The sequence below is a fragment of the Kitasatospora sp. NPDC001547 genome (assembly GCF_042894165.1).
GTDB lineage: Bacteria > Actinomycetota > Actinomycetes > Streptomycetales > Streptomycetaceae > Kitasatospora.
The window spans coordinates 43,942-54,887 of the sequence record NZ_JBIAVL010000036.1; the positions used below are offsets into that span (position 1 = coordinate 43,942).

Annotated in this window: 10 protein-coding genes; 5 read left to right on the top strand and 5 right to left on the bottom strand. The window is 74.8% G+C overall.

The window, feature by feature from the left end; genetic code table 11:
• Window positions 1-36 precede the first annotated feature (36 nt).
• On the top strand, window positions 37-948 hold the full coding sequence (locus ACFY0X_RS35245; RefSeq protein ID WP_387760601.1) for an SDR family NAD(P)-dependent oxidoreductase: 912 nt from the start codon (window positions 37-39) through the stop codon (window positions 946-948).
• A gap of 167 nt (window positions 949-1,115) precedes the next feature.
• Here the strand turns inward: ACFY0X_RS35245 and ACFY0X_RS35250 are convergent, their stop codons facing one another.
• Together ACFY0X_RS35250 and ACFY0X_RS35255 are read right to left on the bottom strand one after the other, a co-directional pair.
• Window positions 1,116-1,763 (bottom strand): HNH endonuclease family protein, encoded by a 648-nt coding sequence (locus ACFY0X_RS35250; RefSeq protein WP_387760602.1) that lies wholly within the window; start codon window positions 1,761-1,763, stop codon window positions 1,116-1,118.
• A 188-nt stretch (window positions 1,764-1,951) separates the two neighbouring features.
• Window positions 1,952-3,388 (bottom strand): amino acid permease, encoded by a 1,437-nt coding sequence (locus tag ACFY0X_RS35255; RefSeq protein ID WP_387760603.1) that lies wholly within the window; start codon window positions 3,386-3,388, stop codon window positions 1,952-1,954.
• Between the two features lie 430 nt (window positions 3,389-3,818).
• Here ACFY0X_RS35255 and ACFY0X_RS35260 point away from each other — a divergent pair, with 430 nt between their 5' ends.
• Window positions 3,819-4,034 carry a hypothetical protein gene (locus ACFY0X_RS35260; RefSeq protein WP_387760604.1) on the top strand — a complete coding sequence of 72 codons (216 nt, stop codon included), beginning with the start codon at window positions 3,819-3,821 and terminating at the stop codon, window positions 4,032-4,034.
• Between the two features lie 45 nt (window positions 4,035-4,079).
• Here the strand turns inward: ACFY0X_RS35260 and ACFY0X_RS35265 are convergent, their stop codons facing one another.
• Window positions 4,080-5,072, bottom strand: coding sequence for a deoxyribonuclease IV (locus ACFY0X_RS35265; protein WP_387760605.1), 993 nt, complete (start codon window positions 5,070-5,072; stop codon window positions 4,080-4,082).
• A 216-nt stretch (window positions 5,073-5,288) separates the two neighbouring features.
• On the opposite strand from ACFY0X_RS35265, the gene ACFY0X_RS35270 reads away from it, so the two are divergent.
• The 3 genes from ACFY0X_RS35270 to ACFY0X_RS35280 all read left to right on the top strand — a co-directional run bounded on the left by ACFY0X_RS35270 (window position 5,289) and on the right by ACFY0X_RS35280 (window position 9,248).
• On the top strand, window positions 5,289-6,644 hold the full coding sequence (locus ACFY0X_RS35270) for a cytochrome P450 (RefSeq protein ID WP_387760606.1): 1,356 nt from the start codon (window positions 5,289-5,291) through the stop codon (window positions 6,642-6,644).
• A gap of 424 nt (window positions 6,645-7,068) precedes the next feature.
• A complete protein-coding gene (locus ACFY0X_RS35275) occupies window positions 7,069-8,151 on the top strand; it encodes a nitrous oxide reductase family maturation protein NosD (protein WP_387760607.1) in 1,083 nt (360 codons plus the stop codon).
• Between the two features lie 62 nt (window positions 8,152-8,213).
• Complete coding sequence (locus ACFY0X_RS35280; RefSeq protein WP_387760608.1) at window positions 8,214-9,248, top strand: methyltransferase; 1,035 nt, start codon at window positions 8,214-8,216, stop codon at window positions 9,246-9,248.
• 78 nt (window positions 9,249-9,326) lie between these two features.
• Here the strand turns inward: ACFY0X_RS35280 and ACFY0X_RS35285 are convergent, their stop codons facing one another.
• Both ACFY0X_RS35285 and ACFY0X_RS35290 read right to left on the bottom strand, forming a co-directional pair.
• Window positions 9,327-10,013: a class F sortase gene (locus ACFY0X_RS35285; protein ID WP_387760609.1), complete on the bottom strand. Its 687-nt coding sequence runs from the start codon at window positions 10,011-10,013 to the stop codon at window positions 9,327-9,329.
• Between the two features lie 128 nt (window positions 10,014-10,141).
• Window positions 10,142-10,603, bottom strand: a complete 462-nt coding sequence (locus ACFY0X_RS35290; RefSeq protein ID WP_387760610.1) for a hypothetical protein — start codon at window positions 10,601-10,603, stop codon at window positions 10,142-10,144.
• Window positions 10,604-10,946 lie beyond the last annotated feature (343 nt).

Sequence of the window (10,946 nt, forward strand, 5' to 3'; positions counted from 1 at the left end):
GTTGCGCTAATAACGCAACGGTGTTTTACTAGCGGCATGGAGCAGAGCATGCAGCAGGACAGCGAACAGACCTGGTTCATCACCGGCAGCTCGCGCGGCTTCGGCCGCGCCCTCGTGCGCGCCGCACTCGAAGCCGGTGACCGGGTGGCCGCGACCGCCCGGAGGCCCGAGCAACTCGCCGACCTCGTCGAGGAGTTCGGCGACCGGATCCGCCCGGTCGCGCTGGACGTCACGGACCCGGCGGCCGCCCGCGCCGCCCTCGCCGAGGCGCGCGCCGCCTTCGGCCGGATCGACGTGCTGGTGAACAACGCCGGCTACGCCAACGTCTCGCCGATCGAGACCACCGAGGACGCCGACTTCCGCGCCCAGTTCGAGACCAACTTCTGGGGCGTCTACCACGTCACCAAGGCCGCGCTCCCGATCCTGCGCGAGCAGAAGGGCGGGCTGGTCGTGCAGTTCTCCTCGATGGGCGGGCGGGTCGGCGGCTCCCCGGGCATCGCCTCGTACCAGGCGGCGAAGTTCGCCATCGACGGGTTCAGCCGGGTGCTGCGCGCCGAGACAGCGCCGTTCGGCGTACGGGTGCTGGTGGTCGAACCCAGCGGCTTCCGTACGGACTGGGCCGGCTCCTCGATGGTCGTCCACGAGGTCCCGGAGGCCTACCGGGAGACGGTCGGCGCCGTGAACCGGCGGCTGCGGCAGGGCGGCGACGGCACGGCGGGCGACCCGGTCCGCGCCGCCGAGATCCTGGTCCGGGTGGCCAAGCGGCGCGACGTTCCGCACCACCTGCCGCTCGGGGTCAACGCCGCCGAGGGCTCGATCGCCATGGACCGGCGGCTCCTGGCGGAGGACACCAGGTGGCGCGAGGTGGCCCGCTCGGCCGACTTCGCGGAGGCCTACCCGGTCGCCTTCCCGGCGGACACGACCGACTGGGCGGAGCCGGCGGCCTGACCGGTCCGATGTGCGCGGTCCGGTGGCCCCGCGGCCCTACAGTCCGGCGTGGGACGACCCGCAGCCCTACGGCCCGGCCCGGTGGCCCCGCGGCCCTGCGCCTGGCCCGGCGTGGACGGCCCCGCGGCCCGGCGCGGGGTGGGCGCCGGGCCGCAGGGCCGTCGGGTTCAGCAGTTGTCGAGGATGCCGGTGAGCGCGCTCTTCTCGGCGCTGTCCACGTCCAGGCCGTAGTACTGCTTCACCTGCACCCAGGCGCGGGCGTAGGTGCAGCGGTAGGAGGCCTGGGGGAGCCACTCGGCCGGGTCGCGGTCGCCCTTGGACCGGTTGCTGGTGGCCGAGACCAGCAGCAGCTGGGGGCGGGTGACGTCGTTGGCGAAGGCCTGGCGCCTGGCGGTGGTCCAGGACCAGGCGCCGGAGGCCCAGGCCTCGGAGAGCGGTACCAGGTGGTCGACGTCGAAGGAGGAGGCGGTGGTGGTCGTCGCGCCGTCGTACGGCGAGGACCAGTTGCCGCTGGTGGCCTTGCAGGAGGTGTCGGTGACGACGTTGCTGCCGTCCCGCTTGACGATCCACTCGCGGGTGTCGCAGGTGCCGCTGATGGTGATCCAGGACGGGAACAGCGTGCGGTCGTAGGTGTCGCCGTGGGTCTCCGCGGTGGCGGGCATCGCGGCGAGGTAGCTGCGGGCGGTGGCCGCGGAGATCGGGGTCGGCAGGGCGGCCTGGGCGGGGGTGCCGGCCGTGAACACGGTCACGGCGGCGAGGGCGGCGGCAGCCGGTATGGAGGACAGGAACCGGCGCGCGGGTGCGGTGGGGGCCATGGCGGACGCTCCATCATCAGATCGGAAGAACTGCTGAATTGCGTGCGCCAGTGTGGCGATCCGGTCACCTACGCGGGTAGATGCGGGAAGTGAAATCCTCGTGCACATCGGACGTGCACCGGACAAGTCCGGCGCGCGTCACGGAGGTTCGGGGTGGTGTGTCCGGTTTCCGGCTGCCGCCGGGGAGTTCAGTCGCGGCGGCGGCCCGCCATCCAGACGTAGACCAGGATGCCCGCGAACAGGAACAGGACGCCCTGGTAGACGGCGGCGTAGCCGGCCCCGGCGAGCAGCCAGAGCGAGAAGGCGAAGGCGCCGAGGCCGAGGACGGCGTCCCGCACCAGCCGTCCGCGGTCGACCTTCTCGCCGGCCCCGCGCACCAGCCAGTACAGCTGGGCGGCGGTGGACAGCAGGTACGGCACGGTGGCGGTGAAGGTGGTGACCAGCACCAGCGTGTCGAAGGCGCCCTTCGCGCCGCTGGCGAAGTTGAGCACGGTCAGCACCGAGGCCAGCGCCACGCTGACCAGCACGCCGAAGGTCGGCACCCCGCGCCGCTCCTTGCCGAAGGAGGCCGGGAACAGGCCGTCCCTGGCGGCCGCGTACGGGGCCTGGGCGGAGAGCAGGGTCCAGCCGTTGAGGGCGCCGGTCATCGAGACCAGCGCGGCGACGGCGATCGCCGTGCCGCCCCAGGTGCCGCCGAACATGGCGTCCACGGCGTCCGAGAACGGCGCGCTGGAGTGGACGAGCTGCTGGTGCGCCACGGTGCCGAACACCGCGATCGTGCCCAGCAGGTAGACCACCGCCGCACCGGTGGTGCCGAGCACGCTGGCCCGGCCGACGTTGCGCTCCGGGTCGCGGACCTTGCCGGCGCTCATCGCGGCCGACTCCACGCCCAGGTAGCTGAACAGCAGGATCGCCGCGGCGGCGGTCATGCCGCCCGCCCAGCCCCGGCCGTCGGCGTCGAAGGGGCCGAGGTTCTCCGGGTCGAAGAAGAACAGGCCGCCCACCGAGACCAGCAGCAGCGGGACGAACTTCAGCACGGTGGAGACGAGTTGGACCACCCCGACGTAGCGGGTGCCGGCCAGGTTGGCCAGCGCCGGCAGCCACTGGATGGCCAGCGCGGCGGTGATCTCCAGGGGAACGGAGTGGTGCAGCGGCAGCAGCACGTCCAGGTACCCGACGGCGGCCACGGCCAGCGCGGCGTTGCTGACCCAGGTGGTGATCCAGTACGACCAGGCGGACAGGAAGCCGGCGAAGTCCCCGAAGGCCTCGCGGGCGTAGACGTACGGTCCGCCGGTGCGCGGGCTGCGGCGGGCCAGCTGTCCGAAGACCAGCGCCAGCGCGATCGCGCCCACGGTGAGCACCGCGAAGGCGGCCAGGCTGACGGTGCCGAACGGGGCGACCGCGGCCGGGATCATGAAGATGCCGCCGCCGATGATGTTGCCCATGACCAGGGCGGTGGCGGTCACCAGCCCGAAGCGGCGGCCGGTCTGCCGCGGTGCCGGGCCGGTCTGCCGAGGCGTCGGGCCGGTCGGCGCCGGGCCGTCCGACGGGGAGCCGGCCGGCCCCGGGGTCTCCGGGCCGCTCGGTCGGGTCGCCTGCCGGGGTGCGGCGGGACTGGTCTGCATGAGGGTGGTGCGCCTTTCGTGGTGCTGCTCCTGTTGCTCCTGCTGCTGCTCGCGCTCGGTGGAGCGCCGTGGAGCGACCGTTCATGCTCGGACTGGGCGGCACCTTGCACCAAATCGACGGGATTTGTTCAGTTCGCCCGGCCCCTCGCCGCAATACTTGCGGTCGCGGAGGGGCTCGACGGGCACTCGTCCGGCACCCCCCGTCGGCTGTTCGACCGGATTCGCAGAGGTACGCCCGGATTCGTCCGGCCGGGGGAGTTGCCTCACCCGAATGCCTCAGCCCGGTTGCGGCGTGCGCCCGAAGCCGCGCGTTCGTGTGCCAACGTTGGCGCGGCGCCTCCCCGGTGGGGCGCCGCCCGGCCCGTCGGGCGGTCGAACCGGCCGGTCGGGGGCGCGGGTGAGGACCAGAGACGAACCAAAAGGACATCAGATGTCGCTTCGTGGGAAGATCCGCAAGCTCGCCGTGATCGTCGCCGTGGCCGGTGCCGTGGTGGCGGTCCCGACCTCGGCCATGGCGGGCGGCTTCGCTCCGACGCAGTCGGAGGGGCAGAGCCTGGAGTCCGGCACGGCGGGCGTCGGCCTGTTCGGCCCGCACGCCACCTGGTTCAACTACGCCGAGCACGGCGAGAGCGACTGCGGCTGCTGATCCCCGCACCCTCCGGGCCCGGAGGCCGTCCGTCGGTCTCCGGGCTCACGCCTGTCCGGCGGCCACCGGCTCCCGGGGCTTCGCCGCCCGGGCCGCGAGGCCCCGGAGCGCAGCCCGGGCCCGCAGCTCCTTCAGCACCGCGATGTCCGTCGCGTGCCCGGTGCCGTCCCCGCCGTGCTTGCGGTCCGGGGTCTCCACCACCAGCGGTACCCCGGCCGTCTCCGGGTGCTCGAACAGCTCGCGGAACGGCTCGGCGCCGATCATCCCGGCGCCGATGTTGGCGTGCCGGTCCTTGCGGGCGCCGACGACGTCCTCGGAGTCGTTGGCGTGGATCAACCGCAGCCGGCCCGGACCGGCCGCGGCGGCCAGGGCGTCCAGTGCGGCCGTCACCCCGCCCGGCTCCGCCAGGTCGTGTCCGGCGGCGAAGGCGTGGCAGGTGTCCAGGCAGACTCCCACCTTCGGGTGGTGGTCCAGCGCCTCCACGTACTCGGCCAGCTCCTCCAGCCGCGAGCAGAGCGAGCTGCCCTGGCCCGCCGTCGGCTCCAGCAGCAGCCAGGGCGCGTCGTCGCCCAGCCGGTCCAGCTCCTCCAGCAGCGGCCGGACGTCCGCCCGGACCTGCGCCATCGCCTCGGCCCGGCGCGAACCGCCGCCGGGCGCGGTGCCGACCGCCGAGCCGGTGTGCAGGACGACGCCGAGCGCGCCGATGGCGTGGCCGCGGCGCAGCGAGTGCCGCAGCGAGTCGGCCGAGTGCTCCCGGGTGGCCGGGTTGTCCGAGCCGAAGTTGATCAGGTACGGGGCGTGCACCCAGGCCGGGATGCGCCGTTCGGCGCAGGCGGTGCGGAACGCCTCGTCCTGGGCCGGGGTGCCCGGGGGAGTGGCCCAGCCGCGCGGGTTGGCCACGAACACCTGCACCGTCTCCGCGCCGACCCGGTCCGCGTACGCCAGGCCGGTGCCGGCCAGTCCGCGACCGGCCACCGGGACGTGGGCGCCGATCGGGTTGCGGCGGGCGGCGGCGGGCGGTACGGGGACGGTGCTCATGGCCCCGAGCATGCCACGCGACCGGCCCCCGGCGTCGGGCGGGCCGGTCCGGGAGCCCCGGAGGCCCCCGGGGCCCGATGCCCGACGTGCCACGTCGGGACGAAACGTACCGCCGTGCTCGATCGAGTGAATCCGGCCCGGAAACCGGGGACCGCGCTCCGCCCCTCCGTCACGATCCGTGACCAGATGGACTCCGCGACTCCTGAGGAGGCAGCCGTGACCACCGCCGAACCGGCCGAGACCGTCGACCTGCGTGCCGACCACCTGATCCGCGACCCCTTCACCGCCTTCGCCGACCTGCGCGAGCGCGCCCCGCTCGCCCGCGCCGGCATCCCCGGCGTGGAGCCGTTCTGGATCGCCGTCCGGTACCAGGACGTCCGCACCGTGCTGTCCGACCCGCGCTTCGTCAACGACGTGAACGCCGTCGCCGGCCCCACCGCCGCGGAGAGCCCCGCCCCCGCCGACCGCACCGCCCCCGCCCTCGCCGACCGCACCGCCCCCGCTTCCGCCCCCGCGCACCGCACCGAGCAGGTCTGGCGCGCCCGCGGCATGCCGCCCGAGTGCGCGAAGTACCTGCGCGCCGGGGTCTTCGGCGCGGACGGCGCCCGGCACCGCCGGATGCGCGGGCTGGTCCACCCCGCCTTCACGACCGGCGCCGTGGAACGGCTGCGGCCCCGGATCGAACGGCTCGCCGAGGAGTACGCCCGGGCGCTACCCGAGCACGCCGGCCCGGACGGCGTGGTCGACCTGGTCGCGCACTTCGCCTACCCGCTGCCCGTCACGGTGATCTGCGAACTGCTCGGCATCCCCGAGTCCGACCGCCCGCGGTGGCGCCGCTGGAGCTCCTACCTCGGCCGGGGCGCCGGGCCCGGGCTGGACGAGGCGCTGCGCGCCATGGTGGCCGCCGCCCGGGAACTGGTCGAGCGCCGCCGGGCCGAACCGGCCGACGACCTGCTCTCCCGGCTGGCCGCGGCGGAGGGCGACACCATCGACCCGGTGGAGAGCATCTCGCTGATCCTCAACCTGATCGTGGCCGGCCACGAGACCACCGCCACCCTGATCGGCAACGGAACGGCCGCGCTGCTCGCCCACCCCGAGCAGCTGGCGATGGTCCGGGCCGACCGGGGCCTGCTGCCCGCCGCCGTCGACGAGCTGATGCGCTGGTGCGGCCCGACCATCGGCGGGGTGCCGCGGTACGCGACGGAGGACCTCCTCCTGGCCGGCACGCTGGTCCGCAAGGGCGAGGCGGTGATGCCGATCCTCGCCGGCGCCAACCACGACCCGCGGGCGTACGCCGATCCCGAGCGCCTGGACGTCTGCCGGGCGAGCGCGCCGGACCGCGCCGGGCACCACGAGGCGCACCTGGGCTTCGGCCACGGCACCCACCGCTGCCTGGGTGCGGTGCTGGCGCACCAGGAGGCGGTGGTCGCCTTCGACACCCTGCTGCGGACGTACCCGGGGCTGGCCCTCGCGGTCGGCCCGGAAGCCGTCGAGCGCGGCCCGAACCCGGCCGCCTGGCACCTCGCCGCGCTGCCCGTCCGCCTCGGGCCGCAGGCCCGGGCCGCGGCCTGACCCCGGGCCGCCGAGCCCGACCGCTCGACGGACCCGACGCACCCGTCACGCCCGACGCATCCGCCACACCCGACGCGCCCGACCGCCCTCCGCAGCCGGGCGCGTCGCCGTACCCGCCGGGGACCGACGCCCCGCCCCACCCGTCGCTCCGCCCCACCCGTCACCCTCCCCCCGCTCGCCGGCCACACCCGACCGCCCACGACCGCGCGCCACGCCGGGCCGTCCCACCTCCGGCCGACACCCCGTCAGCCCCGCAGCCCAGCCCTGGTGGCGGGCCCACCCGGCCGCCCATACCGTCGACACGGCCGCACCCACCGGCCGTCACCGCCCGCGCACAGCGCGTCAGCCCACGCCGCCGGGCCGTGCGGAAGACCACCACACCAGCAGGAACGCCACGCGCGCCGAAAGAAACAGGTCACCACTCATGCCCACGCGACGGGTCCACCACCTCGCCGCGGCCACCGCCGCCGCCACCGCCCTGACCACCGCCCTCACCGCGCTGGCCGCCGCCCCCGCGGCCCGCGCCGACATCGGCACCTCCCCGCACTTCGTCCACCCCGGCCAGTCGATCCAGCAGGCCGTCGACGCCGCCAGACCGGGCGACACCGTCCAACTGCTCCCCGGCACCTACCGGGGCAGCGTCCGCATCACCACCCCCGGCCTCACCCTGCGCGGCTCCGGCGCGGACAGCGTGATCGTCCCCGGCGACGGTACCGAGAACGCCTGCGGCGCCGCCGGACACGGCCTCTGCGTGGTCGGCACCGAGGAGCAGCCGCTGTCCGACGTGACCATCGACAGCCTCGCCGTCACCGGCTTCCGCAAGAACGGCATCGACGCCAGCGGCACCACCGGCCTGACCGTCAGCGGCACCTACGTCCATGACAACGCCCAGCAGGGCATCAGCCAGGAGATGTCCACCCGGGCCACCATCCGCGGCAACCGCTCGACCGACAACGGCCAGTCCGGCGTCTTCCTCGCCAACTACGCCTACCGCGAGGGCGGCTCGCCCGACACCGGCGGCACCGTGGTCGAGGGCAACGTGCTGACCGGCAACCGCGTCGGCGTCACCGTCCGCCGGCTGCGCGGGCTGGCCGTCCAGGACAACGGGATCATCGGGAACTGCGCCGGCGTCTTCGTGGTCGGCGACGAGGGCGTGCCCCGCGCCGGGAACCTCGACGTCCGGCACAACACCGTCATCGGCAACAACAAGTTCTGCGCGGCCAACCCGCGGCTGGGGGCCATCCAGGGCGCCGGCATCGTGCTCACCGGCACCGAGGACACCCGGGTGACGGACAACGAGGTCCGCGACAACACGGGCACCTCGGAGTTCTCCGGTGGCATCGTCCTCTTCCGGAGCGTGGTCGGCGTCTCCAACGCCCGTGCCGTGATCACCGGCAACCAGCTGAGCGGCAACGGCCCCGCCGACCTCGCCGACCGCGACCCCGGCGCCGACAACACCTTCGCCCGCAACACCTGCGAGCGCTCCGAGCCGGCCGGCCGCTGCTGAGCCCCGGCACCCCCTCGCCGCCCGCCGCCCCAGGCACTCCCATGGATCCGAGGAGCCCCGCCATGACCACCGCCCCCGCCCACACCAGCCCCCAGGCCGCGATGCGCCTGCGCGAGCTCGTCTTCGGCGCCGCCTGCGCCGCCGCCGTCCGCGCGGCCGCCCGGCTCGGTGTCGCCGACGTGCTCGGCGACACCCCGACCGCCGTCACCGACCTCGCCGTCGCACTCGACACCGAGCCCCGCCAGCTGCGCCGCCTGCTGCGCGCCCTCGCCTGCTACGGGATCTTCGCGGAGAGCGGCGACGACCGCTTCGAGCACACCGAGATGTCCCGGCTGCTGCGCGAGGACGCGCCCAACTCGCTGCGCTACATCTCCCTCTGGTGCACCGAGCCGTGGACCTGGGAGGCCTGGCCGAAGCTGGACGAGGCGGTCCGCTCCGGCCGCAACGTCTTCCCCGAGCTGTTCGGCAAGGAGTTCTTCGACTACCTGCACAGCGACGGGGGCGACTCGGCGAAGGTCTTCGACAAGGCGATGACCACCTCCAGCCGGCAGTCCGCCGAGGACTTCGCCGAGTACCTGGACCTCACCGGCATCGACTCGGTGGCGGACATCGGCGGCGGCCAGGGCCACGTGCTGGCCAGCCTGCTGGAGCGGCACCCGGCACTGCACGGCACCCTGCTCGACCTGCCCAAGGTGGTGGCCGGCGCCGACCCCCGGCTCCAGCCCGGCGGCGCCTTCTCCGCCCGGGCCAGCCTGGTGCCGGGCGACTGCCGGGTGGAGATCCCGGTCCGCGCCGACCTCTACATCATCAAGAACATCCTGGAGTGGGACGACGACAGCACCCGCCGCACCCTCGCCAACGTGGTGAAGGCGGCCGGCTCCGGCGCCCGGGTCGTGGTGGTGGAGAACCTGGTCGACAACAGCCCCTCGATGCGGTTCACCACCGCCATGGACCTGATGCTGATGCTCAACGTCGGCGGCGCCAAGCACTCCGAGGAGAGCATGGTCGGGCTGATGGCGGAGGCCGGGCTGACCGTCACCGCGGTCCGCCCGGTCAACCCCTACCTGCACGCCTTCGAGGCCACCGTGAGCGGCTGAGCCACCGCCGCCCCGCACACGACCGCCGGCCCCCGACACTCGGGGGCCGGCGGTCGTGTGCACGGCGGCCGGACCGGCTCAGCCGGGGTGCGAGGACTCCAGGTGGGCGAAGACCACCACGTTGTCGAGGTAGTCCCGCTTCTTCTTGTCGTACGTGCCGCCGCAGGTGATCAGCCGCAGCTGGGCGTCGGGGGTCCTGCCGTAGACCTTCGCGTCGGGGAAGGCGTCCTTGGCGAAGGTCTCCACCGAGTCCACCGAGAACACCGCGACCGTGCCGTCCGCGCGGCTCACCTCGATCTTGTTGCCCGGCAGCAGGAAGCTCAGCAGCAGGAACACCGCCGGGCCCTTGGAGGTGTCCACGTGGCCGGCCAGGACGGCGCTGCCGCGCTCGCCCGGGGTGACGCCGTCCCGGTACCAGCCGACCAGGTTCTTCTCGTCCGGCGGCGGCGCGTCGAGCTGGCCGGTCGGACCGAGCCCCAGTTCGGTGAACGGCGCGTCCACGGCGATCTGCGGGATCCGCAGCCGGGTCGGCTTGGCGCGCTTGAGCACCGGCGCCTGCGGGCCGGCGGCCGGGGCCTTGGTGGCGGCACCCGACGGCCCGGGGACGGTCGGTCCGGCGGCCGCCGGGGGAGCGGACTTGCCGTCCTCCGCGTCCGCGTCCGACCCGGTGTCCACCGAGTTGTAGATCAGCAGCAGCCCGACCGCTGCCGCGCCCATCCCCGCGCGCAGCAGCCGGGGCCTTCCAGAGGCGGGACCGCCCGTCATTCCTGTCCTCCGCTCAACCGGTTCCGCGACGGACCGCCGCCCCCGGCGCGCCCGCCCCGTGCGGGGAGGACGCCCGGAGGCGGCGGAAGCAGGGTGCCCTGTCGGGCACGCCCTGGCAGGGCCTGCCGTCAGGCGACCGCGCCGGAGGCGCGGCGGCTGCGGCGCAGGGCGTACGCGCCCGCCCCGAGGCCGCCGAGCAGCAGCACCGCGCCGGAGGCGAGCCCGCCGCCGGTCACCGCCAGACCGCCGCCACCGGTGTGCACGCCGCCGTGCGGGGTCTTGTGGTCCTCGCCCTTGGCTTCGACGGCCTTGTGGTCGTCGGTGGCCTTGTGCTCGTCGGTGCTCTTGTGGTCGTCGGTGCCCTTGTAGTGCTCGTCGGTGCCCTTGTGCTCCTCGGAGGCGGCACCGACCTTCTTGTCGTCGGTGGCCTTGGAGCTGTCGGAGGGCTTCGTCTCGGGCTTGTCCTGCTTCTCCTGCCAGGTCAGGTTCTTACCCTGGTCGGCGGCACCGTCGGCGAAGGCCATGGGGGTACCGACGGTCAGGACGGCGGCGACGGCCGCCCCGGCGAGCAGCGTGCGTGCAGAACGCATGAGGATGATCCTTCCGGCGCGCAGGACCGCGACTGCCGGCACGGTGCCGGACAAGGGGACTCGCGGGGGGTGCGCCTGATCCACCGTCATCCACCGTGCGGTCGCCTGCCACCGGAGCGTGGCAGCTCCGGTGCGCAGTGTGCGCCCTTCGGGTGGAGTCCCGGGTGTGTTCACCCGACCGGCCGGTGGATCCGGGTGAATCCGAGCCGGGGGCCCGCTGCGGGTGCGCCCGCGCCGGCCGGGGCCCGGGGCCCCCCCCCCCCCCCCCGGCCCCGCCCGGGCGGCGGCGGGCCCCCCCCCCCCCCCCGCGCGGGGGGGGGGCGTGGGGGCCGCGGGGGCGCGC

Bases quoted from the DNA above. Each gene is read 5' to 3' on its own strand.
- ACFY0X_RS35245 (WP_387760601.1), top strand. From the start codon at position 37: ATGGAGCAGAGCATGCAGCAGGACAGCGAACAGACCTGGTTCATCACC.
- ACFY0X_RS35250 (WP_387760602.1), bottom strand. From the start codon at position 1,763: ATGGCCCCCACCGCACCCGCGCGCCGGTTCCTGTCCTCCATACCGGCT.
- ACFY0X_RS35255 (WP_387760603.1), bottom strand. From the start codon at position 3,388: ATGCAGACCAGTCCCGCCGCACCCCGGCAGGCGACCCGACCGAGCGGC.
- ACFY0X_RS35260 (WP_387760604.1), top strand. From the start codon at position 3,819: ATGTCGCTTCGTGGGAAGATCCGCAAGCTCGCCGTGATCGTCGCCGTG.
- ACFY0X_RS35265 (WP_387760605.1), bottom strand. From the start codon at position 5,072: ATGAGCACCGTCCCCGTACCGCCCGCCGCCGCCCGCCGCAACCCGATC.
- ACFY0X_RS35275 (WP_387760607.1), top strand. From the start codon at position 7,069: ATGCCCACGCGACGGGTCCACCACCTCGCCGCGGCCACCGCCGCCGCC.
- ACFY0X_RS35280 (WP_387760608.1), top strand. From the start codon at position 8,214: ATGACCACCGCCCCCGCCCACACCAGCCCCCAGGCCGCGATGCGCCTG.
- ACFY0X_RS35285 (WP_387760609.1), bottom strand. From the start codon at position 10,013: ATGACGGGCGGTCCCGCCTCTGGAAGGCCCCGGCTGCTGCGCGCGGGG.
- ACFY0X_RS35290 (WP_387760610.1), bottom strand. From the start codon at position 10,603: ATGCGTTCTGCACGCACGCTGCTCGCCGGGGCGGCCGTCGCCGCCGTC.